This is a genomic window from Rathayibacter festucae DSM 15932 (assembly GCF_004011135.1).
Taxonomy (GTDB): domain Bacteria; phylum Actinomycetota; class Actinomycetes; order Actinomycetales; family Microbacteriaceae; genus Rathayibacter; species Rathayibacter festucae.
Genome location: NZ_CP028137.1, coordinates 3,500,125 through 3,522,241, shown reverse-complemented (window position 1 = coordinate 3,522,241; position 22,117 = coordinate 3,500,125). Strand labels below are relative to the sequence as shown.

Here is a 22,117-nt window from a genome sequence, read left to right as displayed (position 1 = left end):
GAGAGTGGGGGCCGGAGCATGACGAAGGGCCGCCTGCGCGTGCTGCTGGGAGCGGCGCCCGGCGTCGGCACGACGTCCACGATGCTCGAGGAGGGCGGCCGGCTCGCCGATGAGGGGCGCGACGTCGTGATCGCGGTCGTCGAGACGCACGGCCGCGCCGAGACCGCCGCGAGGATCGCGGGCCTCGAGGTCGTCCCGCGGCGCGCGGTGCTGCACCGCGGTGCGCGACTCGAGGAGATGGACCCGGCGGCGGTGCTCGCCCGCCGACCGGACATCGCGCTGGTCGACGAGCTCGCGCACACCAACGCTCCCGGCTCGTCGCACCGGAAGCGCTGGGAGGACGTGGCGGAGCTCCTCGACGCCGGCATCACCGTGCTCACGACCGTCGACATCCAGCACATCGCCTCGCTGAACGACGTCGTCGAGGCGATCACCGGGGCGCGGCCGCACGAGACGATCCCCGACGCCGTGCTCCGCGCCGCCGACCGGATCGAGCTCGTCGACCTCGCTCCGCAGGCGCTGCGCGACCGGCTCGCCGCGGGCCGCGTCTTCCCGCCCGAGCGGATCGACGCCGAGCTCTCGCACCGCTTCCGCCTCGGCACGCTCACCGCGCTGCGCGAGCTGGCACTGCTCTGGCTCGCGGACGAGGTCGACAGCGCGCTCCGCGACTACCGCGGCGAGCACGGCATCGACAGCACCTGGGCCGCCCGCGAGCGCGTGGTCGTGACGCTGACCGGCGGCTCGGAGGGCGAGACGCTGCTGCGCCGCGGTGCGCGGATCGCCGCGCGCGCCTCCGGCGGCGACCTGCTCGCCGTGCACGTGCTGACGCCGGACGGACTGCGGACCCCGCAACCCGAGGTGCTCGCGGCGCAGCGCGCGCTCGTCGAGTCGCTCGGCGGCAGCTACCACCAGGTGGTCGGCGAGGACGTGCCGCGCACGCTCGTCGCGTTCGCCCGCTCGGTGGACGCCACGCAGCTGGTGCTCGGCGTGAGCCGGCGCAGCCGTCTCGCCGCGGCGCTCACTCCAGGGATCGGCGCGACCGTGATCCGCGAGTCGGGCGACATCGACGTCCACATCGTCAGCCATTCGGCCGCCGGTCGCGCGGCGGTGCTGCCGCGCCTCGGCGGAGCGCTGACACTGCGGCGCCGGCTCCTCGGCACGGCCCTCGCGCTGGTCGGCGGGCCGCTGGTCACCTGGCTGATGGCGAGCCTGCGGAGCGACGAGTCGATCACCAGCGACGTGCTCTCGTACCAGCTGCTCGTCGTGCTCGTCGCGCTGGTCGGCGGGCTCTGGCCCGCGCTGTTCGCGGCCGTCCTCTCGGGGCTGACCCTCGACTACTTCTTCGTCGATCCGCTCTACACGGTCTCCGTCGACGAGCCGCTGCACGAGCTCGCGCTCGCGCTCTACGTCCTGAACGCGGTGCTGGTCAGCGCCGTGGTGGACCGGGCGGCCCGGCGCTCCCGGGCGGCGAAGCGGTCCGGCGCCGAGGCGGAGCTGCTCGCGACGATCGCGGGCGGGGTGATCCGCGGCCAGGGTGCGCTGCAGGCGATCCTCGAGCGCGCGCGCGAGGCGTTCGGCCTCACCGGCGTCCGGCTGGTGCGGGACGGCGCGGTGGTCGCCGCGGACGGCGAGCCGGCGGCCGCGAGTGAGCCCGTGCGGATCCCGGTGGGCGCGCAGGCGGAGCTCGAGCTGCACGGCCGCGAGCTGGAGGGCAGCGAGCGGCGGCTGCTGCAGGTGGTCGCCGCGCAGCTCGACTCCGCGCTCGAGCGGGAGGCGCTGAGCGAGACGGCGAGCTCGCTGGCTCCGCTGGCCGAGACCGATCGGATGCGCAGCGCCCTGCTCTCCGCGGTCAGCCACGACCTGCGCCGGCCGCTGGCGGCCGCCACCGCCGCCGTCTCGGGGCTGCGCTCCCGCGACGTGGAGTGGAGCGAGGGCGACCGGGCGGAGCTGCTCGCGACCGCGGACGAGAGCCTCACCACCCTGGGCGCGCTGGTCACCGATCTGCTCGACGTGACCCGGCTCGAGGCGGGAGTGCTCGCGGTGTCGCTCGCGCCGCTGGACGCGGCCGATGTCGTGCTGCCCGCTCTCGACGAGCTGGGGCTCGGCCCGGGAGAGGTCGACCTCGATCTGGATCCGGACGGGCCTGAGCTGCTCGCCGACGGCGTCCTGCTGCAGCGGGTCGTGGTGAACCTCCTGGCGAACGCGGTGCGCTACGCGCCGGAGGGGACCCGGGTGCGGGTGTCGACCAGCGTCTTCGGCGGCACGGCGCAGATCCGGATCGTCGACCACGGCCCGGGGATCGCGCCCGAGCGCCGGGAGGAGGTCTTCGTGCCGTTCCAGCGCCTGGGTGACGACGACAACACGACCGGGCTGGGGCTGGGGCTCGCGCTGTCGAAGGGGTTCACCGAGGGGATGGGCGGGACGCTCGAGGCCGAGGACACCCCCGGCGGCGGGCTGACGATGGTGGTGACGCTGCCGGTGGTGGCGGACGACGCGGCCGCCCGGACCGATGCCGCCGAGACCGATGCCGCCCAGACCGATGCCGCCGAGCGGCGGGCCGCGGGAGCCGATGCTTCGGGAGGAGCCGCATGAAGATCCTGATCGCCGACGACGACCCGCAGATCCTGCGCGCGCTGCGGATCACCCTGACCGCCCGCGGCTACGACGTGGTCACCGCGGGCGACGGGACCGAGGCGATCAACCGCGCCATCGACGAGCGGCCGGACCTCTACATGATCGACCTCGGCATGCCGCGGCTCGACGGGGTCGAGGTGATCCAGGCGCTGCGCGGCTGGACGAGCGCGCCGGTGCTGGTCGTCTCGGGGCGCACCGGCTCGGCGGACAAGGTCGGCGCCCTCGACGCGGGGGCCGACGACTACGTGACCAAGCCGTTCTCGATGGACGAGGTGCTCGCGCGCATCCGGGCCCTGTCGCGGCGCGTGCAGCCGGCCGAGGGCGAGCCGACGGTGCGGATCGGCGACGTGACCGTCGACCTGGCGGCGAAGAGCGCGATGCGCGACGGCGCCGCGGTGCGGCTCACGCCGACGGAGTGGCAGGTGCTGGAGATCCTCGTGCGGAACGCGGGCAAGCTGGTCACCCGGCGCTCGCTGCTCGACGAGATCTGGGGGCCGACCCACGTGACCGACACCGGCTACCTCCGGCTGTACCTCGCGCAGCTGCGCAAGAAGCTCGAGCCCGATCCCGCGCACCCGCGGTTCCTGCTGACGGAGGCGGGGATGGGCTACCGCTTCGTGCCGGGCGAGGACGCGGCGGCGCGGTAGCGGTGTCGGCGCCCATCGCGACTCCCTGGTCGGGTACTCCGGTCCGCTGATCGACCGCGTCCGTGCTCGACCCGGCGCGTCCGCCGTCGATCTCGGGGGGGGTGAGGCGGCGGGGAGTGGAACGGGGGACGCCGACGAGACAGACTCCTCAACAGGGCCCGGAACCAGAATCTCTCCTCCGATCGGCGTCCCGGAATCGTCCTCGCCCGAAGAACGGCGGCACGCTTGCGGGAGTCCACTTCGCGGAAGGAGCCGCCCATGGTCGTCCCCGACAGCGCCATCGGCGTGGCGATCCTGCTCGCGCTGGTCGTGCCGGGCGTGCTCTACGCAGCGGTGCGGCTCTGGCTCAGGGGCTTCAGGTGGACCGACCAGAACGTGAGCACTCGCGTCTTCGATGCGGTCCTCGTGAGCGTCGTCCTCGATGCGGTGTACCTCGTCGTCCTCGGCGACGATCTGGTGGCCTTCGCGAGCGACCCACGCGCCTCCTTCGAGCGGGAGCCCCGGCTCGTCGGCGGCTACCTGCTGTGGCTCGGGGTGCTGATCCCGTCCGCGGCGGCGTTCGTCCTGCACTTCAGGCCGCGGTGGTGGCGCCCCGACTGGCGATGGCTCGCGCGCCCGCAGTTCCGCTGGATCCGCTTGCCGGTCGGACGGGCTACGGCGTACGAGAGCATCCCGACGGCATGGGACAAGGTCGCGCAGACCATGGTCGATACCTGGGTGAAGGTGCAGCTTCCCGACGGTCGCCGAGTCGGCGGATGGATGTCGGTGAAGAGCTTCGTCTCGACCTATCCGCAGTCTCGCGACATCTTCGTCGAAGTGCAGTTCGAGGTCCTGGCCGACGGGACTTTCGGTGGAAGGATCGAAGGGAGTCGCGGCGTCTGGGTATCGGTCCCGGAGGGGGCCGTCGTCGAATGGCTCGACGCCGCTCGTCCTCAGCAGAAGGAGGGATCGCATGTCGGATCGGACCACGACCACTGAAGGGGCGCTCGCCAGGGGTCAAGCACCTGTGCAGGGCCACCCCGCACCCGCGGTGGCACCGAAGACGCCGTCGGGGATCTACACGCCGCCGGCGCTGCTCGGCATCCCTTCGCCGCCGATGGCGACAGGCGCTTCCTCACCTCGATAGCAGTGGATCGGCGCTCGGGCTGCTGTCGGAGGCGCGGGGGACAATGGAGGGACCCCAGGAGAAGGAGACCACCGTGGATCAGCCGCGCATGAACGTCGAGTCGTTCAACCTCGATCACCGCACCGTCGCCGCGCCCTACGTGCGCCTGGCCGACGCGAAGACGCTTCCGGCCGGGGACCACCTCGTCAAGTACGACGTGCGCTTCACCCAGCCCAACCGCGGCCACCTCGAGATGCCGACCGTGCACTCGCTCGAGCACCTGTTCGCGGAGAAGTCGCGCAACCACTCCGACCGCGTCGTCGACTTCTCGCCCATGGGCTGCCAGACCGGCTTCTACCTGATCCTGCAGGGCGAGCCCGAGCTCGCCGAGGTGCTGGACCTGGTCGAGTCGACTCTCCGCGACATCACCGAGGCCACCGAGGTCCCCGCCGCCAACGAGACGCAGTGCGGCTGGGGAGCGAACCACTCGCTCGAGGGCGCTCAGGACGCGGCGCGCACGTTCCTCGCGCGGCGCGACGAGTGGGAGCAGGTCACCGCGTGAGCGCGGTCGAGGCGATCGTCCTCGTCGCGATGGACGAGGAGGCCGAGCCGTTCCTCGCGGCGGCGGGCGGCGCCCCGGAGCCGGTCGCGGTGGGCAACGCCCTGCAGTGGTCGATCGAGGTCGGCGGCCACCCGGTGCTGCTCGTGCGCACCGGCGTGGGGCTCGTGAACGCGGCCGGCGGGCTGACGGCGGCGGTCCTCCGGGTGGGGGGCGCGCCGCTGGTGATCAGCGCTGGATCGGCGGGCGGACTCGGTGCCGAGGTGCGCGTGGGCGACGTGGTCGTCGGCGACGAGTACGTGCAGACCGATGCGGACGCGCAGGCGTTCGGCTACGCGATGGGGCAGGTGCCGGGGATGCCGGCGCGCTACTCCGGGCACGCGCCGGCGCTCGCCGCGGACCTCGATGCGGCGATGCCGGGCGGTGCAGCGATCACGGTGCGGCGCGGGCTGATCGTCTCGGGCGACGTCTTCGTCTCGGGCGACCATGTGGCGCGGGTGCGCGGACTGTACGACGGGGCGCTGGCGACGGACATGGAGTCCGTCTCGCTCGCGCAGACCGCCTTCGTGCACGGACTGCCGTTCGTGTCGGTGCGCGGCATCTCGGATCTCTGCGAGCCCGGGTCGTTCGAGGCGCACGTGGACGACGCGGCGGACCGCTCGGCCGCGGTGGTGCGGGCTCTGCTCGACGCGGTGGGGTGACCTGCGGCGCGGGGTGGTCTGCGGAGCCGGGGTGCTGGGGGTGGTGGGTCTCGATACGCCCCTCCGGGGCTACTCGACCAGCATGATTCCGATCCGTCGGGCTGCTCGACCGGCGTGGTCGTCGGCGGTTCATGCTGATCGAGTAGCCCGCGGAGCGGGCGTATCGAGATCCACCTGCGTCAGACGACGGGTCTGCAGACCCGCCCTGCTGGTGACGGCAGGTCTCGATACGCCCCTCCGGGGCTGCTCGACCAGCATGATGACGGCAGTCCGGGGCTGCTCGACCGGCGTGATGACGGCACTTCGGGGCTGCTCGACCAGTACGGGGGCATCGACTCGTCGGATTTCTTTCACGGGGATGTCGATGTCGGCGGGCGCCGTTCGACGGGATAGTAGGAGGGCGCAGAGGGCGCCCGCGAATCCCGAGGAGACCACCGTGAAGTACATGCTGATCATGCGCGCGACCGAGGCCGCCAAGGCCGCCTACGAGGCGATCCCGTTCGACGAGATCATCACCCGGATGGGGCAGTACAACGAGGCGATGATCACCGCCGGCGTCCTGCTCGCGGGCGAGGGGCTCGCCGACGACGTCGCGACCTCCGGGTTCGTCGTCGACTTCTCCTCCGAGCCCGCCGCGATCACCGACGGCCCCTACGGCGAGACGCACGAGCTGTTCAACGGCTTCTGGATCATCCAGGTCTCCTCGAAGGAGGAGGCGAAGGAGTGGGCGCTGCGCTGCCCGCTCGTTCCCGGCAACAAGCTGGAGGTGCGCCGCGTCACCGACGAGAGCGACTTCGCGGACTTCGCCGACAACGAGTACCTCCAGAAGGAGGCCGGCTGGCGCGAGGACGAGAAGGCCCGCGCCGAGAACGGCTGACATGACGCCGGCGCCTCCCGGGGAGGAGACCCGGGCGCGGGTCGACGCCGTCTGGCGGATCGAGAGCGCGCGCATCGTCGGGACGCTCGCCCGGGTGACGGGCGACGTCGGCCTCGCCGAGGACCTGGCGCAGGAGGCCCTGGTCGAGGCGCTCGAGCAGTGGCCCACGACCGGTGTCCCGCGCAACGCCGGGGCCTGGCTGACGGCCGTGGCGAAGCGCCGGGCGATCGACGGCTGGCGGCGGCGGACGGCACTCGACGAGCGCTACCGCCTCCTCGCCCGCACCCTCGAGGAGAGCGTCGACGACGAGTGGCGGCCGATCGAGGACGACGTGCTCCGGCTGGTCTTCACCGCCTGCCACCCGGTCCTCTCTCGGGAGGCGAGCATCGCGCTCACGCTGCGGCTCGTCGGCGGGCTCGGCACGGAGGCGATCGCCCGGCTGTTCCTGGTGCCGGTCGCGACCGTCCAGCAGCGGATCGTGCGGGCGAAGAAGTCGCTCGCGGCGTCGGGCGTGCCGTTCGAGGTGCCGGACCCGGCGGAGTGGCGGGCACGGCTCGACGCGGTGCTCGGGGTCGTCTACCTGATCTTCACGGAGGGCTACGCCGCGACCTCGGGCGATCGCTGGCTCCGCACGGAGGTGGCGGGGGAGGCGCTGCGGCTCGGGCGCGTGCTCGCCGCGCTGCTCCCGCGCGAGCCCGAGGTGCTGGGGCTGCTCGCCCTGATGGAGCTGCAGGCCTCGCGGTTCGCGGCGCGGACGGCGCCCAACGGCTCGCCGGTGCTGCTCGAGGACCAGGACCGCACCCGCTGGGACCGCGGGCAGATCGAGCGCGGCCGGGAGGCGCTGCGCCGCGCCGACCGCGTGGGCAGGGGCCGCGGGCCCTACGGGCTGCAGGCCGCGATCGCCGAGTGCCACGCGATCGCCCCGAGTGTGGCCGCGACCGACTGGGAGCGCATCGTGCTGCTGTACGAGATCCTCGGTCGGGTGTCGCCGAGCCCGGTCGTCGAGCTCAACCGCGCCGTCGCGGTGTCGATGGCGACCGGTCCCGCCTCCGCGCTGCTCGTCGTCGACCGGCTGGCGTCCGACGGGGTCCTCCGCGGGTCGCACCTGCTGCCGAGCGTGCGGGGCGAGCTGCTCGCGCGCCTCGGCCGGCGGGAGGAGGCGCGCGCCGAGCTCGCCGTCGCCGCCGCGCTGGCCGGCAACGAGCGCACCCGCGCCCTGCTGCTGGCGCGCGCCGCGTCGCTGTGAGGTCGCACGCGCAGGTCAGCGCTCGGTGACGACGCCCGCCTCGACGTGCCAGTGGCGGGTCAGCTGCACGGTCTCGAGCATGCGGCGGTCGTGGGTGACCAGCAGCAGCGTGCCCTCGTAGGACTCGAGCGCCTGCTCCAGCTGCTCGATCGCGGCGAGGTCGAGGTGGTTGGTCGGCTCGTCCAGCACGAGGAGGTTCGTGCCGCGCGCCTGCAGCAGCGCCAGGGCGGCGCGGGTCCGCTCGCCGGGCGAGAGCTCGCCGACGGGGCGCGAGACGTGGTCGGCCTTGAGGCCGAACTTCGCCAGCAGGGTGCGCACCTCCGCGGTCGGCCACTCCGGCACCAGCGCCTCGAAGGCGTCGGCGAGCGGGACGTCGGCGGCGAGCAATCCGCGCGCCTGGTCGATCTCGCCGACGGCGACGCTCGCGCCGAGCGAGGCGCCGCCCTCCTCGGGAGCGGAGCGGCCCAGCAGCAGTGACAGGAGCGTCGACTTGCCGGCGCCGTTGGGGCCGGTGATGCCGATGCGGTCGCCCGCGTCGACCTGCAGCGAGACCGGGCCGAGGGTGAAGGTGCCGCGGCGGGCGACGGCGCCGTTCAGCGTGGAGACGACCGAGCTCGAGCGCGGGGCGCTGCCGATGGTGAAGGCGAGCTGCCACTCCTTGCGCGGCTCCTCCACCTCCTCGAGCCGGGCGATGCGGCTCTCCATCTGGCGGACCTTCTGGGCCTGCTTCTCGCTCGACTCGGCCGAGGCCTTGCGGCGGATCTTGTCGTTGTCGGGCGCCTTCTTCATCGCGTTGCGGACGCCCTGGCTCGACCACTCCCGCTGGGTGCGGGCGCGCGAGACGAGGTCCTCCTTCTTGTCCGCGAAGTCCTCGTACTTCTCGCGGCGCTGGCGGCGCGCGGTCTCGCGCTCCTCCAGGAAGGCGTCGTAGCCGCCGCCGTAGACGGTGGTGGTGTTCTGCGCGAGGTCGAGCTCGAGCACGCGGGTGACGCTGCGGGCGAGGAACTCGCGGTCGTGGCTGACGAGCACCACTCCGCCGCGCAGACCGCGGACGAACGCCTCGAGCCGCTCGAGGCCGTCGAGGTCGAGGTCGTTGGTGGGCTCGTCGAGCAGCACGACGTCGAAGCGGGAGAGCAGGAGGGCGGCGAGGCCGACGCGAGCGGCCTGGCCGCCGGAGAGCGAGGTCATCAGGGAGTCGGCGGCCACACCGCTCGTGCGCCCGGTCGCGTCGAGCGCGAGGCCGAGGTCGGCGAGGACGACGGGGGTCCGCTCGTCGAGGTCGGCGGCACCGCTCGCGAGCCAGCGGTCGAGGGCGAGCGCGTAGCGGTCGGCGATGCGACCGTCGGGGTCGGGCTCGGCCAGCGCGGAGGCGGCCTCGTCGAGCTCGGCCGAGGCCTCCGCGGCGCCGGTGCGGCGGGCGATGTAGGCGGCGACGGTCTCGCCCTCGCGGCGCTCGTGCTCCTGCGGCAGCCAGCCGACGAAGGCGTCGCCGGGCGCGAGCACGACGCTGCCGTCGAGCGGCGCGGTCTCGCCGGCGAGGATGCGCAGGAGGGTGGACTTGCCCGCTCCGTTCGCGCCGACGACGCCGACCACGTCGCCCGGGGCGACCGTGAGGTCGAGGCGGTCGAACAGGGTGCGGTGCGCGTAGCCTCCGGAGAGGCCCTTGGCGACGAGGGTGGCGGTCACCGGTCCAGCGTAGGCGGGCGGGCCGCCGGCACAGGTCCCCGGTCGCTAGACGGTCTGATTGCACGCGAGTCTAGGATGGCCGGATGAGCGAGACGACGGTCCGGGGCGGCGCCGGCTACTGGTACCCGGACGAGTCCTCGACGCGACGTGCCGTCGAGGTGCTCAGCGCGATGCGCGGGTACCGGGTCTCCGAGGTGGCGATGCGCCGCCGCACGCGCGAGAAGATGGCGATGGGCGAGACCGACCTGATCGCGATCCAGTTCCTGCTGCGGCGCCAGCGGGAGGGCGACCTCGTCAGCGCGAAGGACCTCGCCGCGCACCTCTCGATCTCCTCCGCCTCGACCACCGTGCTGATCGACCGGCTCGTCCGCAGCGGGCACCTGGTGCGGAAGCCCCATCCGAGCGACCGCCGCGGCATCGTCGTCGAGGCGACGGTCGACAGCGATCAGGAGGTCCGCGAGACGCTGCAGGAGATGCACCGCCGGATGCTCGAGATCGCGGAGGACCTCGACGCCGGCGAGGCCGAGGTCGTCGTCAACTTCCTCCGCCGGATGGGCGCCGCGGTCGACGAGATCGACGCCGACGCCGCTGATCACGGCGAACCCGAGAAGTAGCTAGACCTTCTAGTAAAGAGCCGGACTAGGGATAGGCTGGCGGCATGGGTCAATTCCTCTACGGCACACCGCCGGCCGTGATCGAGATCGAGGACCGGACCCTCGCGCACCTGCAGATCGTCGTCTACGCGAAGTTCCGGCGCGACGAGCGCTTCAGCCTCACCCTCGACTCCATGCCCGAGGGGGCTCGCGGCCGCCACTCGTTCTGGATGAACCCGAACATCGCGCTGCAGTTCCACTTCGCCGGCAGCCGCCAGCCCACGATCAACCCGTCCTGGGTCGAGGTGCTGATGGACGCGGCGAACGGCGGCGGCGGGCTGCGCCTGCTGCCCGAGCCGCACGCCTGATCCGCGCCGCGGATCCGCTCCCGGCGGAGTCCGGCGACCTCCCGCCCCGCGCGTCTCCTAGGGTGGATCCGTGCGCCCGGGGGTGGGCGCGACGAGGGGGAGCACATGCGCGCACGAGTTCTGGGAGGCGCACTGCTCGCGCTGGTGGCCGCGGGGGTGCTCACCGGCTGCTCCGCGCCGGCTCCGGCGCCCACGGTGACGGTCTTCGCCACGGCGACGCCGACGCCTGATCCGACCGTCACGGCCGCGCTCCCGCAGTCGACCGCCACGGTCTTCGTGCCGGTGCCGGAGGCGACCGTCACCTTCACTCCGAACGACGTCCCGGTGATCCCGGAGACGGCCTTCGCTGTCGACAACGGCGCGGTCCCCGGAGCGACCGGCGAGCCGGCCACGAACGGCGCAGGGGAGATCATCACCTACACCGTGGTCGCGGGCGACTCGTTCTTCGACATCGCCCAGCGCTTCGGGATCCCCGTGCAGCAGCTGCTGCGGATGAACCCGGGGGTCGCCGGCGCGGGCGAGGCGGTCTACATCGGCAACGTCATCAACCTCGACGCGAACTCCCTGGGCTGAGCGCCGGCGCCGGACCGGTCGCCGGCCGGTCGCCCGGGGCCGCCCCGGCATCCGGCGAGGCGCCGAGCGCTACTCCGACTTCGGCAGCAGGTGGAAGGCGAGCGCGAGCGACGCCGAGATCATCAGGATCCCGCCGAAGAAGAGGAACCCGGCCAGGTCGGGCAGCAGGAACGAGTTGCCGAGCACCAGGATCCCGCCGAGGAAGAGCACGAAAGAGAGGACGACGCCCAGACCAGTCATGCCCTCATCGTACGGGGCGCAGGACGGGAAGGGCGCCCGGCCTCAGGGCAGCAGGAGCGCTCGCAGCTCGTCCGCGCCCGAGGCCACCGCGATGGTGCCGACCGCCTCGAGCGGGGAGCCGTAGCCCCACTCGACCATGATCGTCGGCACCCCGTGCGCGGCGGCACCGTGCACGTCGTGCTCGCGGTCGCCGACCATGACCGGCGTGGAGAGGTCGACGCCGATCTCGCGGAGGCGGCGCAGCGCCTCCTCGACGACGTCCGCCTTCGCGCTGCGGACCTCGTCCTCGGAGGCTCCGCAGATGATCGTGAAGTGCTGCGCGAGGCCGTAGTGCTCGAGGACCCGGCGCGCGGCGGACTCCGGCTTCGAGGTGGCGAGCGAGAGCGGGATGCCGGCAGCGGCGATGCCCGCCAGCAGCTCCGGCAGACCGGGGTAGACGCTGGAGTCGAAGAGGCCGCCCGCGTTGTAGCGGCGGCGGTAGACGACGAGGGCGGCCTGCGCCTCGTCGACGCTCATCCCGCCGAGCTCGCGGAACGCGTCGAGCAGCGGCGGCCCGACGTAGGCGAGCAGCTCGACGGGGGTGGGCACCGGGCGGCCGAGCTCGACGAAGGTGTCGACGAGGGTGCCGGTGATGCCGGGCGCGGAGTCGGTGATCGTGCCGTCGAGGTCGAAGAGGATGCAGCTCCAGGTCGCCTCGATGCCGGGCTGCGCGTCGGGCGCGAGAGTGGTGTCGGACATGGCGGGCTCCTGCCCTCGGAGGGACGTCGTGATCCCGGCGGTGTGCCCCGTCGGGGGGAACACTCTACGGTGCCGGGGCGTCGAGGGACTGCTCGATGAACGACCGGGCGACGACCTGGGCGATCGAGCCGGCGTCGAGCTGCACGGCGACGAAGTCGGCGGTGCGGATCAGCGCGAACGCCTCGCGGCCGGGCAGGACCAGCATCTGCACGCGCGGGTGCTGCTGCCGGGGGACGGCGGCGCGCAGCTCGTCGGTCGAGGTGAACAGCGGGAGGACCTGCTCGCCGGTGGTCGTCGCGACCACGCGCACGTGCGGCACGCCACCGGGCTGCGAGCCGGTCACATCGACGACGAGCGAGCCCTCGAGGCAGGCGGCAAGGAGGCGCTCGACCCCCTCCGCGGTCGCGTCGGCGACCAGTGCCTCGAGCGCTTCGCGGGCCGCCGTGTTGCGGTACGGGCCGGGTCGCGACGGGCGGGCAGGGGGTCCGTTCCTCCGTGGCATGTCTTCACGGTATCCGGGTTCGCGCCATCTCTCGAATCTGTCGCGACAATCGCGCGTATTCGATGTCCGAGTGCGCTATACGACGGATGCCGGAGAGATGAGCCGATTCTCAGGCGGATTGCGACGCTTATCCTGAGTATCGGCGCAGATGACGACGGAGAATCGGGCGAATGGCGACGATAAGTGCTCGACCGCCGACAAGAAGGGGTAATGTCTCCTCCTGTCAGTGACATCCAGGAGGAAAAGTGGCCCAGAAGATCACGCTTGTCGACGATATCGACGGAACCCCTATCGACTCCGGGGACGGCGGCACCGTCCGCTTCAGCATCGACGGAGCCAACTACGAGATCGACCTCGGTCCGGACAACATCGCCGAGCTGCACTCCGTGCTCGAGAAGTTCGTCTCGAACGGCCGTCGCGTCGGCTCGCGCCCCGCTGCCGCGACCTCGGTCGCCTCGGCGTCGAAGAGCGACCCCAAGCAGCTCAAGGCCGTCCGCGAGTGGGCGAACGCCAACGGACACCAGGTGTCCGACCGCGGTCGCATCCCCGCCGAGGTCCAGGCGGCCTACGCCGCCGCTCACAAGTAGAGCCGCGCCGGGCGCACCGAGAGGTCGCGCCCGCATCGTCGAAAGGCCCCGTCGATCCGTCGACGGGGCCTTTCGCGTGCTGTTCTCCGCGACCGCTCGTGGATTCTCGCAGAGCCCCTGGAAAGGGGGACGCGGGCGCTAGAAGAGGCGGGTGTGCGAATCGTCGACGCCGCGCATCGACTCGTAATCGAGCACGACGCAGCGGATTCCGCGGTCCTGCGCGAGGGTCCTCGCCTGCGGCTTGATCTCCTGCGCCGCGAAGACTCCGGTGACCGGAGAGAGGTGCGGATCGCGATTCATCAGCTCGAGATAGCGGGTCAGCTGCTCGACGCCGTCGATCTCTCCGCGGCGCTTGATCTCGACCGCCACGGAGGCGCCGCTCGAATCGCGGGCGAGGATGTCGACCGGTCCGATCGCCGTCATGTACTCGCGCCGGACGAGGGTGTGGCCCTCGCCGAGCAGATCGATCTGCTCGGCCAGGAGGCGCTGCAGGTGCGCCTCGACGCCGTCCTTGATCAGGCCGGGATCGACCCCGAGCTCGTGCGCGGAATCGTGCAGGACCTCGTGGATCGAGACGACGAGGGCGTCGCCGGTCTTGCGGTGGGTGACCGTCCACTGCTCCTGGACGCCGGCCGCGCGGGCGTCCTCGTCGGGCTCGCCGGTGCTGAGGATGCACGGGGGGCTCATCCAGTTCAGCGGCTTGTAGGAGCCGCCGTCCGAGTGCACGAGGACGCTGCCGTCGGCCTTGACCAGCAGCAGTCGGGTGGCGAGGGGGAGGTGGGCGCTGAGACGGCCGGTGTAGTCGACGGAGCAGCGCGCGATGACGAGACGCACCCGTCGAGGATAGACGGGGCGGTCGGACGGGTGGGTCTCGATACGCCCCTTCGGGGCTACTCGACCAGCATGCAGTGGGCCCCTGCGGGGCTGCTCGACCAGCATGCGGTGAGCCCCTGCGGGGTCGGCGCGCGTCAGGCCATGCGGAGAACGTTGCCAGTGACGCGGCGGCCGGCGGGGGAGACGAGGTAGGAGACGAGGTCGGCGACCTCGTCGGGGCGGGCGACGTCGAAGAAGGCGTCGTCCGCGGCGACGAACTCGCGGACGTCGTCGGTGACCCAGCCGGTGTCGGTGACGGGCGGATGGACCGCGTTGGCGGTGACGCCGAGGGGGCTGAGCTCGAGCGATGCGGAGATCGTGTAGTTCACCAGGGCGGCCTTGGCGGCGCCGTAGGAGACCTCGCCGGGGAAGCCGCGCTCGCCACCGGAGGTGAGCGTCACGATCCGGCCGCCGTGGCCGCCGCGGCGCTCCAGGCGCTCGGCGAGCTCGGCGATCAGCAGTGCGCCGGCGCGGGCGTCGATGTCGAGCACCCGGTCGATGCTCGCGGCGTCGACGCGGCGCTGGGGGCGGCCCATCCAGTCGTTCGGGCGGGTGCGGAAGGTGTCGATGACCGAGCCGGTGGCGTTGTGCACGAGGACGTCGACCGGGCCGAGCGACTCCTCCGCGGCGTCGAGGAGCAGGGCGGCGGAGGCGGGGTCGCGGAGGTCGGCGGAGACGGCGCGGGCGCGCCCACCCGCGGCGCGGATCCGCTCGGCGACCTGCTCGCCGTCGGTGCGGTGGGCGAGGCGCTGGCGCTCCGGCTCGTACTCCGGCAGCTCCTCGGCGAGGAAGGCGACCAGAACGGCCAGACCGTCGGCGGCGAGGCGCTCGGCGATCGCGGCGCCGATGCCGTGGTTCGCCCCGGTGACGACGGCGACGCGGCAGGGCTCGAGGCCGGGGGCGCTCATGCTCGCGCGCCGTCCTGCACGCGCTCCGCGGGCTCCTTCTGCGGGCGGGCGGCGGGCGAGGCGAGACCGGCGAGGACGACGAGGGCGAGCACCAGGAACAGCGCGTTGAGGAGGCCGAAGTGCTCGCCGAGGAAGCCGATCGCGGGCGGGCCGACCAGGAAGGCGACGTAGCCGAGCATCGCCACGGCGCTGACCCGGGCCGCCGAGTGCGGGCCCTCGGCCGCGGCGGACATGCCGACCGGGAAGCCGAGCGAGCAACCCAGGCCCCAGGCGACGGCGCCGGCGATCACGAGGCCGTCGACCGGCGCGAGGATGAAGAGCAGGATGCCGACGATGGCCAGCCCGGCGGACGCGCGGAGCACCGGCACGCGGCCGAAGCGGTCGAGCACGGGGCCGCCGAGCACCCGGCCGACGGTCATCGCCGCGACGAAGACGCCGAAGACGACGGCGGCGGTGGTCTTGTCGGTGCCGTGGCCGTCCACCATGGCGAGGGTCAGCCAGTCGTTGGCCGATCCCTCCGCGAAGGCCATGCCCAGCATGATCAGGCCGATCAGCACCAGGCGGCGGTCGCGCCAGACGCCGAGCGAGGCGGCGACGCGCTCGCGGACCGGCGCCTTCGCGACGACGGCGACCCCGGAGGTGTCGAGCTCGTCGCGGACGGGGACGAAGCGGATCGCGACGGAGACGGTGATCACCACGACGACGGCGACCCCCGAGAGGTGCGCGGCCACCGGCACGGCGAGCGCGGAGGCGGCGGCGCCGAGGATCGCGCCGAGGACGGTGCCGAGGCTGAAGAAGGCGTGGAAGAGCGGGAGCAGGGTCTTGCCGAACGCCTTCTCGTTCGCGGAGCCCTCGACGTTCATCATCACGTCGACCGCGCCGTTGCCGAAGCCCAGCAGGACCATGCCCGCGAAGGCGAGGGGGAGCGCGCCGAACGCGTCCGCCGCGAGGCCCAGGAGCGCGAGTCCGGAGGAGCAGACGACGAGTCCGGCGACCATGCCGCGGCGGGCGCCCAGCGCCGACATGATCGCGGTGGAGAGGCTGAGGCCGACGATCGCGCCGATCGACATCGAGAGGATCAGCAGGCCGACGCCGGAGGTGGGGAGCTGCAGCTCGTCGCGGATGGCGGGAGTGCGCGAGACCCAGGTCGCGATCGAGAGGCCGCTCAGCACGAAGATCGTGAAGACGGCGTTGCGCCACGCGACGAGCTGCGGGCGGCTGAGGGCGGTGGTCGAGGGCATGCGGGGTCCTGGCTGATCGCGGGGCGGTCGGAGAGGCCTGATCGACGGCGAATCGAATCGATTCGATGCGGGCCGGTCTAAGCTATCCGGAACGCCGGGACCGGTCAAGGACGGGTCGTCGGGCGCCGGCCCTCCGGGTCGGGGACGAGGAGCACCGTGGAGTCGAGCAAGGCCGTGGAGTCGAAGAGCGGCGGAGCGTCGACGTCGCGCCCGACCCTCGCGCGGGTCGCGAGCCGGGCCGGGGTGTCGCCGTCGACGGCGTCGCTCGTGTTCAGCGGCTCCGGACCGGTCGCGGCGTCGACCCGCGAGCGGGTCCTGCAGGCCGCCGCCGAGCTCGACTACGCGGGACCGGATCCGCGGGCGCAGTCGCTCCGGCGCGGGCGCTCGGGGATCGTCGGGGTCGTCGTCGACGAGCGCGTGCTGCACGCCTTCCGCGACCCGATCAAGATCGCGATGCTCGACGGCATCGCGGACGTGCTCGGCGGGGCCGACGCGGGCATCCTGCTGCTCACCGAGACCGAGGGCGGCTCGGGGCTGCTGGCGACGGCGCCGGTGGACGCGATGATCCTGGTCGGCTGCAGTCCCTCCGTCGACGACTCCGTGGCGGTGCTGCGGCGGCGCGGCGTGCCGGTCGTGGTGGTCGAGGGGGTCTCCGATCTGGGGACCGCCGTCGTCTCGCTCGACAACCGGGAGGCGACCCGGACGCTGGCCGAGCATCTGCGGGAGCTCGGGCACGAGCGCGTCGCCGTCGTCTCGCTGCCGTTCGCGAAGGACCGCCGGCGCGGGCCGATCCCGGCCGACTGGCGCGCGAGCCCGAGCATCACGGCGGTCGAGCGGCTGCTGGGGGCGCAGGACGTCTTCGGCGACCTGGCGGTCGTCGCGGCGGGGGCGAGCACGGTGGACGAGGGTGTCGCGGCCGGGCAGGCGCTGCTCGGTGCGGACGAGCCGCCGACGGCCGTGATCGCGCAGAGTGACCTGCTGGCGGCCGGGGTGATCCTCGCGGCCGAGCGGCTCGGGCTGCGGGTGCCGGCCGACGTGTCGGTGGTCGGCTTCGACGGGGTGCAGGTGCCGGGGCTGGCCGCCGAGTACGACCTGACGACGATGGCGCAGCCCGCGGTGGAGAAGGGCCGGGCCGCGGCCCGTGCCGTGCTCGCGCTGATCGCGGGCGACGAGGCCGAGCCAGTGCGCTTCACCTCCGTCTTCCACCGCGGAACCACGAGCGCGCCGCCGCGCTGACTCCCTCCGCGAGATGCCACTTATGAGCGGATTCTGCGGCGTGTCGGGCTCATGAGTGGCATCTCGCGGGAGGGGGTGGACGCGGGGGTCACCCGGAGTTGTGCACAGGGTTGTCCACAGGGTGTTCGAAACTTCGTTCGAGGGTCAGCGGAGCCAGACGTCGCCGCGGAAGCGGAGGCCGAGGGTGAGCGCGCGGGCGCCGAGGAAGCCCGCGGCGTAGGCGATCCAGAGGGCCAGGAGGCGCCAGTCCTCGGGCGCGAGGGGCGCGAGGAGGGCCAGCGGGGCGAGGACGGCGAGGTTCGCGAGGCCGCTCAGGGCGAGGTAGCGGCCGTCGCCGGCGCCGATCAGCACGCCGTCCAGGACGAACACGAAGCCGCCGAGCGGGGCCGTGAGGCCTACCACGACGAGGGCGGCGGGGAGCAGGCGGAGCACCTCGGGGTCGCTCGAGAAGACGAACGGGAGCACTCCGCTCGTCGCGACGATCACCGCTCCGAGGGCGACTCCCGCGCCGATTCCCCAGGTCAGACAGCGTTTCGCGACCGCTCGGGCCCGCGCGGGGTCACCCTCGCCGAGGAGGCGGCCGAGCAGCGCCTGCGCCGCGATCGCGACGGCGTCGAGGGCGAAGGCGACCGTGGAGAACAGCGTCATCGCGACCTGGAACGCGCCGAGCTCCTCGGCGCCGAGCGAGCCGGCGACCGCGACCGCGAGCAGGATGGCGGCGCGCAGCGAGGCGGTGCGCAGCAGCAGCCAGCCGCCCGAGCCAGCGGAGGCGCGCAGCCCGGCCGGGTGCGGGCGCAGCGGCGCTCCGACGCGGCGGGCGAGCCGCAGGGCGATCACCGCGTAGGCGCCGAACATGCCCCACTGGGCGATCACCGTCCCCAGGGCGGACCCGGTTATCCCCAGGCCGGCGGGGTAGATCAGCACCGCGTTGAGAGCCGCGTTCACCGCGAATCCGCCGCCCGCGATGATCAGCGGAGTGCGGGTGTCCTGGAAGCCGCGGAGCAGGCCGGTGAGGGCGAAGACGCCGAGCATCGCGGGGATGCCGACCATGCTCACCGAGAGGTAGCGGACGCCCGCGTCGGCGACCGCGGGCTCGGCGCCGAAGAGGCCGATGAGGGCGGGGGCGGCGATGGCTCCGGCGACCGCGATGACCGCGCCGAGGGCGAGCGCGAGCCAGCCGCCGTCGATGCCGGCCGCGACCGCGCGGCGCTCGTCGCCCTCGCCGAGCGCGCGGCCGACCCGGGGCGTGGTGCTGTAGGCGAGGAAGACCATGAGGCCGACGATCGTCTGCAGCACCGCGCCGCCGAGGGCGAGGCCGGCGAGCGGCACGGCGCCGAGGTGGCCGACGAGGGCCGAGTCGGTGAGCAGGAACAGCGGCTCGGCGATCAGCGCCCCGAGCGCGGGCACGGCGAGCCGCAGGATGCTGCGGTCGAGGGTGCGGCGGTCGGTGGTGGTCACCCGCTCGACGGTAGCGGGGCGGGCGGGGTGCGCGGGCGGTGGCTACGGTGGAGGCACCCCCGGACGGAACGAGCACCATGGCATCCCGCACTCCCCGCCTCGGCCTCGGCCTGGCCGCCGTCGGGCGACCGGCCTACATCACCGCCGGGCGCGACGGCGATCTCGGGCCGCCGGAGGGGCGCAGCGTCGACGCCCTCCGCGCGCGGTCGCACGAGCTGCTCGACACCGCGTGGGACCTCGGCGTCCGCTTCTTCGATGTCGCTCGGTCGTACGGGCGCGCGGAGGAGTTCCTCGGCGGGTGGCTGGCGGAGCATCCGGAGCGGCGCGGCGAGCTGACGGTCGAGTCGAAGTGGGGCTACGAGTACGTCGGCGACTGGGCGATGGACGCTGACGTGCACGAGCGCAAGGAGCACTCGGTCGCGATGCTCGAGCGCCAGTGGTCGGCGACGCTCACGGCGCTGGGGAGCGCGCCCGACCGCTACCTCGTGCACTCGATCACTCCGGAGAGCCCGGCGCTCGTCGACCGCGAGCTGCTGGACCGGCTGCGCGGGCTCGCCGGGTCGGGCGTCGCGGTCGGGCTGTCGACGAGCGGACCGGAGCAGGCGCGGACGATCCGGCTCGCCCTGGCGATCCCGGACTCGCCGTTCAGCACGGTGCAGACGACGTGGAACCTGCTCGAGCGCTCGGCCGGCGCGGCGCTCGCCGAGGCGCACGACGCGGGGTGGACCGTGGTGGTCAAGGAGGCGCTCGCGAACGGGCGGCTGGTCGGCGACCGGGCGCCGGCGGTGCTGCGGGGGATACCGGGGGTGCCCGAGGAGCTCGCGCTCGGTGCGGCGCTCGGGCAGCCGTGGGCCGACGTGGTGCTGAGCGGGGCGGCGACTCCGGGGCAGCTGCGGGAGAACGTGCGCGCGCTGGCCGGGGCGGTGCCGGAGGGGCTGCCGGCGCAGGACCCGGGGGAGTACTGGTCCGAGCGGTCGGCGCTGGCCTGGCGCTGACGCGCGGGGCGGTTGCGCGGCTCGGGAGGACCTCGGGCTCGCGGGATCGGGTTCGGCTCGTGGGATCGGGGGGTTCCGGCGTGCCGGAGGCGGTTCCGCGTGCCGGAGGTCGGGCGGCGTCGGGTTCGGCTGGTGGAATGGGGTCGGGCTCGTCAGATTGGGTGGTTCTGGCGTGCCCGGGTTGGTTTCGCGTGCCGGAGGTCGGGTGGCGTCGGTTCGGCTCGCGGAGTGGGGTTCGGCTCGCGGAATCGTGCTGATCTGGCGTGCCGGAGGTGGATTCGCGTGCCGGAGGTCGACCGGGGGTCGGGTTCGGCTCGTGGAACGGGGGCGGGCTCGTGGGATCGGGCGGTTCCGGCGTGCCGGGGGTGGATTCGCGTGCCGGAGGTGGGGTGAGGGGCGAGCGGGTCAGCGCGGGGCGACGGCCGCCAGCCACTGTGCGACGAGGGGGGTGAGCCAGGACGGGTCCTCGCCGGGGGCGAGTGCCAGGACGGCGCGGTCGGGGGCGCGCCAGTCGAGGCGGTGGCCGGGGTCGGAGACGGCGTCGGTGAGGGGCGGGCCGGCGAGGGGCGCGGTGCCGCGGTGCAGGATCAGCTCGACGCGGTCGCCGGGGCGGAGGCGGAGGGTCACCAGGTGGGCGCCGATCGCGTAGCTCGGGGCGTTCCACTTCACCGACTCGACCAGGCGCTCGTCGGCGGCGAGGACCGCCTCGCGCGTGCGCTCGATCTGCTCGCGGCGCGGGTGGTGCATGGCGTCGACGTGCGCGGTGGTGGAGGCGTCGAGTCGGGGCATGGGGACACGGTGGCAGAGGTTCGGGGGTGGGTGGGTCTCGATACGCCCCTTCGGGGCTGCTCGACCAGCATGGAAGGGGGCCGCTCGACCAGCACGGGAGCGGGGCGCTTCATGCTGATCGAGTAGGCCGCGGAGCGGGCGTATCGAGATCCGGCGTTGTGGGGACGGGGGGTCTCGATACGCCCCTGCGGGGCTGCTCGACCAGCAAGTGCTCGATACGCCCCTGCGGGGCTGCTCGACCAGCATGCAACGGGGCTGCTCGACCGGCATGCCGAGCACCCCATGCGGCGAGCCGCTCGATCGGCGGCTACGTGGTCTTCACCGCGTTGTCGCCGTGGTTGCCGATGACCTCGTAGGCGGTGCTGCCGACGGCGCGGACGGGCTTGGCGTTGACGTGGCCGGTCGCCCACTGGTTGCCGAGGACGGAGACGGCGCGGGCGTTGAGGGCCTCGACGCAGTGGGTCCAGCCGGAGCCGGCGTCCTCGCAGGCGAAGATGTTGCCGGTGATGCTGAAGCCGACGGTGCGGGCGGTCGGCGAGACGCCGAGGATCGCGATGGCGGGGTAGGTGTTCGCGGCGGCCTTGCCTCCGTTGCTGATCGCGTTGCCGACGATCTGGATCTGCGCGAGGTCCTCGGTCAGCCACGGCGGCATCGTGTAGACGAGGGACTGCCGGCGCGCCCCCTCCATGATGTTGTTCGCGATGGTGATGCGGCGGTTGCCGCGGAGCTCGATGTTGATCTGCGGCGAGCCGTCGAGGTGGTTGCCGAGGATCCGGATCGGGCCGCCCTCGATCGAGAGGTCGGCGTAGCTCGCGCCGACGTTGTTCTCGACGATCCAGGAGTCGATCATCCGGTAGCCGGTCCAGATGCCGGTGCCGGTGCACTGGTCGATGCTGCAGCGCTGGATGCGGTTGAGCAGGCCGAGGTCGCCGAAGGTGCCGTCGTTCAGGCGCATGCCGTAGTCGGTCCAGCCGTAGAGCTGCAGCGAGTCGAGCACCGTCTTGTCCAGGTGCGCGGAGACGCAGGGCGAGCCGAGGCCGTTCGCGTCGAGGATCAGGTTGTCGAAGCGGCAGGCGGAGAAGGCGCCGGTGACGACGGGGGCGTTCGTCAGCGAGCGGATCCGGGTGGACAGCTCGCCCGCGCCGCGGAAGGCGATGCTCGCCAGGCCCTCGGCGCGGCCGATCGATCCGGCGATGCGGTAGATGCCGCGCGGGAAGTACACGACACCGCCGTAGCTGGCGACGGCCGCGTCGATCGCGGCGTCGATGGCGGGCAGGTCGTCGGTGCTGCCGTCGCCGGTCGCGCCGTAGTCCTGGACGTTGTAGACGAGCTCGCCCTTCGCGACGGGGCGCTCGCCGGAGACGGTGCGCACCGCCTCCGGCAGCTGGGCGACCGGGACGGTGGCGGTGGAGTCGAGGCCGGCGACTCCGCCCGGGGAGGCGATCTCGGAGTGCAGGACGGGGTCGGAGGGGGCGGTGCCGGCCGCGGCGGCGCCCAGGGGGGAGGCGAGGAGACTGCGACGGGTGAGGTCGGCGGTCAGTGCGGTGAGAGGGGGCATCCG

23 protein-coding genes are annotated in these 22,117 nt (G+C 73.3%); 13 read left to right on the top strand and 10 right to left on the bottom strand.

The window, feature by feature from the left end; genetic code table 11:
- Positions 1-18: 18 nt before the first annotated feature.
- The 7 genes from C1I64_RS16050 (at position 19) to C1I64_RS16020 (ending at position 7,769) form a co-directional block, all read left to right on the top strand.
- On the top strand, positions 19-2,592 hold the full coding sequence (locus tag C1I64_RS16050) for a DUF4118 domain-containing protein (protein ID WP_127887895.1): 2,574 nt from the start codon (positions 19-21) through the stop codon (positions 2,590-2,592).
- Positions 2,589-3,281: a response regulator gene (locus tag C1I64_RS16045; RefSeq protein WP_123447224.1), complete on the top strand. Its 693-nt coding sequence runs from the start codon at positions 2,589-2,591 to the stop codon at positions 3,279-3,281. The genes C1I64_RS16050 and C1I64_RS16045 overlap by 4 nt, the downstream gene beginning before the upstream one ends.
- A gap of 258 nt (positions 3,282-3,539) precedes the next feature.
- Positions 3,540-4,259 carry a DUF6338 family protein gene (locus C1I64_RS16040; RefSeq protein ID WP_127887894.1) on the top strand — a complete coding sequence of 240 codons (720 nt, stop codon included), beginning with the start codon at positions 3,540-3,542 and terminating at the stop codon, positions 4,257-4,259.
- Positions 4,260-4,450: 191 nt separating this feature from the next.
- Positions 4,451-4,948, top strand: a complete 498-nt coding sequence (locus C1I64_RS16035; protein WP_244209506.1) for an S-ribosylhomocysteine lyase — start codon at positions 4,451-4,453, stop codon at positions 4,946-4,948.
- Complete coding sequence (gene mtnN, locus C1I64_RS16030) at positions 4,945-5,646, top strand: 5'-methylthioadenosine/S-adenosylhomocysteine nucleosidase (protein ID WP_127887893.1); 702 nt, start codon at positions 4,945-4,947, stop codon at positions 5,644-5,646. Before C1I64_RS16035 ends, mtnN begins: the two co-directional genes overlap by 4 nt.
- Positions 5,647-6,082: 436 nt before the next feature.
- Entirely contained in the window at positions 6,083-6,523 is a 441-nt protein-coding gene (locus C1I64_RS16025) for a YciI family protein (protein ID WP_127887892.1), read from the top strand.
- A gap of 1 nt (position 6,524) precedes the next feature.
- Complete coding sequence (locus C1I64_RS16020) at positions 6,525-7,769, top strand: RNA polymerase sigma factor (protein WP_127887891.1); 1,245 nt, start codon at positions 6,525-6,527, stop codon at positions 7,767-7,769.
- Positions 7,770-7,784: 15 nt separating this feature from the next.
- Here C1I64_RS16020 and C1I64_RS16015 read toward each other — a convergent pair whose 3' ends face one another.
- On the bottom strand, positions 7,785-9,455 hold the full coding sequence (locus C1I64_RS16015) for an ABC-F family ATP-binding cassette domain-containing protein (protein ID WP_127887890.1): 1,671 nt from the start codon (positions 9,453-9,455) through the stop codon (positions 7,785-7,787).
- Between the two features lie 83 nt (positions 9,456-9,538).
- On the opposite strand from C1I64_RS16015, the gene C1I64_RS16010 reads away from it, so the two are divergent.
- The 3 genes from C1I64_RS16010 (at position 9,539) to C1I64_RS16000 (ending at position 10,989) form a co-directional block, all read left to right on the top strand.
- Positions 9,539-10,069 carry a MarR family winged helix-turn-helix transcriptional regulator gene (locus C1I64_RS16010; protein WP_123447217.1) on the top strand — a complete coding sequence of 177 codons (531 nt, stop codon included), beginning with the start codon at positions 9,539-9,541 and terminating at the stop codon, positions 10,067-10,069.
- A gap of 44 nt (positions 10,070-10,113) precedes the next feature.
- Positions 10,114-10,416 (top strand): DUF7882 family protein, encoded by a 303-nt coding sequence (locus tag C1I64_RS16005; protein WP_123447216.1) that lies wholly within the window; start codon positions 10,114-10,116, stop codon positions 10,414-10,416.
- A 105-nt stretch (positions 10,417-10,521) separates the two neighbouring features.
- Entirely contained in the window at positions 10,522-10,989 is a 468-nt protein-coding gene (locus C1I64_RS16000; protein ID WP_123447215.1) for a LysM peptidoglycan-binding domain-containing protein, read from the top strand.
- Positions 10,990-11,058: 69 nt separating this feature from the next.
- Here the strand turns inward: C1I64_RS16000 and C1I64_RS20190 are convergent, their stop codons facing one another.
- The 3 genes from C1I64_RS20190 to C1I64_RS15990 form a co-directional block, all read right to left on the bottom strand.
- A complete protein-coding gene (locus C1I64_RS20190; RefSeq protein ID WP_164874567.1) occupies positions 11,059-11,229 on the bottom strand; it encodes a hypothetical protein in 171 nt (56 codons plus the stop codon).
- A 42-nt stretch (positions 11,230-11,271) separates the two neighbouring features.
- Positions 11,272-11,967: an HAD hydrolase-like protein gene (locus C1I64_RS15995; RefSeq protein WP_127887889.1), complete on the bottom strand. Its 696-nt coding sequence runs from the start codon at positions 11,965-11,967 to the stop codon at positions 11,272-11,274.
- Between the two features lie 64 nt (positions 11,968-12,031).
- Positions 12,032-12,469 carry an SseB family protein gene (locus C1I64_RS15990; RefSeq protein ID WP_123447212.1) on the bottom strand — a complete coding sequence of 146 codons (438 nt, stop codon included), beginning with the start codon at positions 12,467-12,469 and terminating at the stop codon, positions 12,032-12,034.
- A 245-nt stretch (positions 12,470-12,714) separates the two neighbouring features.
- Here C1I64_RS15990 and C1I64_RS15985 point away from each other — a divergent pair, with 245 nt between their 5' ends.
- A complete protein-coding gene (locus C1I64_RS15985) occupies positions 12,715-13,056 on the top strand; it encodes a histone-like nucleoid-structuring protein Lsr2 (RefSeq protein WP_123447211.1) in 342 nt (113 codons plus the stop codon).
- Between the two features lie 138 nt (positions 13,057-13,194).
- Here C1I64_RS15985 and nucS read toward each other — a convergent pair whose 3' ends face one another.
- The 3 genes from nucS to C1I64_RS15970 form a co-directional block, all read right to left on the bottom strand.
- Positions 13,195-13,890 carry an endonuclease NucS gene (gene nucS, locus C1I64_RS15980; protein ID WP_127887888.1) on the bottom strand — a complete coding sequence of 232 codons (696 nt, stop codon included), beginning with the start codon at positions 13,888-13,890 and terminating at the stop codon, positions 13,195-13,197.
- A 134-nt stretch (positions 13,891-14,024) separates the two neighbouring features.
- Positions 14,025-14,837 carry an SDR family NAD(P)-dependent oxidoreductase gene (locus C1I64_RS15975; RefSeq protein WP_127887887.1) on the bottom strand — a complete coding sequence of 271 codons (813 nt, stop codon included), beginning with the start codon at positions 14,835-14,837 and terminating at the stop codon, positions 14,025-14,027.
- Positions 14,834-16,078: an MFS transporter gene (locus tag C1I64_RS15970; protein ID WP_127887886.1), complete on the bottom strand. Its 1,245-nt coding sequence runs from the start codon at positions 16,076-16,078 to the stop codon at positions 14,834-14,836. Before C1I64_RS15970 ends, C1I64_RS15975 begins: the two co-directional genes overlap by 4 nt.
- A gap of 156 nt (positions 16,079-16,234) precedes the next feature.
- Between C1I64_RS15970 and C1I64_RS15965 the strand changes: the two genes are divergently transcribed.
- Positions 16,235-17,314, top strand: coding sequence for a LacI family DNA-binding transcriptional regulator (locus tag C1I64_RS15965; RefSeq protein WP_244209505.1), 1,080 nt, complete (start codon positions 16,235-16,237; stop codon positions 17,312-17,314).
- 144 nt (positions 17,315-17,458) lie between these two features.
- Here the strand turns inward: C1I64_RS15965 and C1I64_RS15960 are convergent, their stop codons facing one another.
- Positions 17,459-18,772 carry an MATE family efflux transporter gene (locus C1I64_RS15960; RefSeq protein ID WP_127887885.1) on the bottom strand — a complete coding sequence of 438 codons (1,314 nt, stop codon included), beginning with the start codon at positions 18,770-18,772 and terminating at the stop codon, positions 17,459-17,461.
- A gap of 77 nt (positions 18,773-18,849) precedes the next feature.
- On the opposite strand from C1I64_RS15960, the gene C1I64_RS15955 reads away from it, so the two are divergent.
- Positions 18,850-19,767, top strand: coding sequence for an aldo/keto reductase (locus C1I64_RS15955; protein WP_127887884.1), 918 nt, complete (start codon positions 18,850-18,852; stop codon positions 19,765-19,767).
- 405 nt (positions 19,768-20,172) lie between these two features.
- On the opposite strand, the gene C1I64_RS15950 is transcribed toward C1I64_RS15955, so the two are convergent.
- Both C1I64_RS15950 and C1I64_RS15945 read right to left on the bottom strand, forming a co-directional pair.
- Complete coding sequence (locus C1I64_RS15950) at positions 20,173-20,556, bottom strand: DUF1801 domain-containing protein (protein WP_127887883.1); 384 nt, start codon at positions 20,554-20,556, stop codon at positions 20,173-20,175.
- A 307-nt stretch (positions 20,557-20,863) separates the two neighbouring features.
- Positions 20,864-22,114: a glycosyl hydrolase family 28-related protein gene (locus tag C1I64_RS15945; RefSeq protein WP_127887882.1), complete on the bottom strand. Its 1,251-nt coding sequence runs from the start codon at positions 22,112-22,114 to the stop codon at positions 20,864-20,866.
- Between the last annotated feature and the right edge of the window lie 3 nt (positions 22,115-22,117).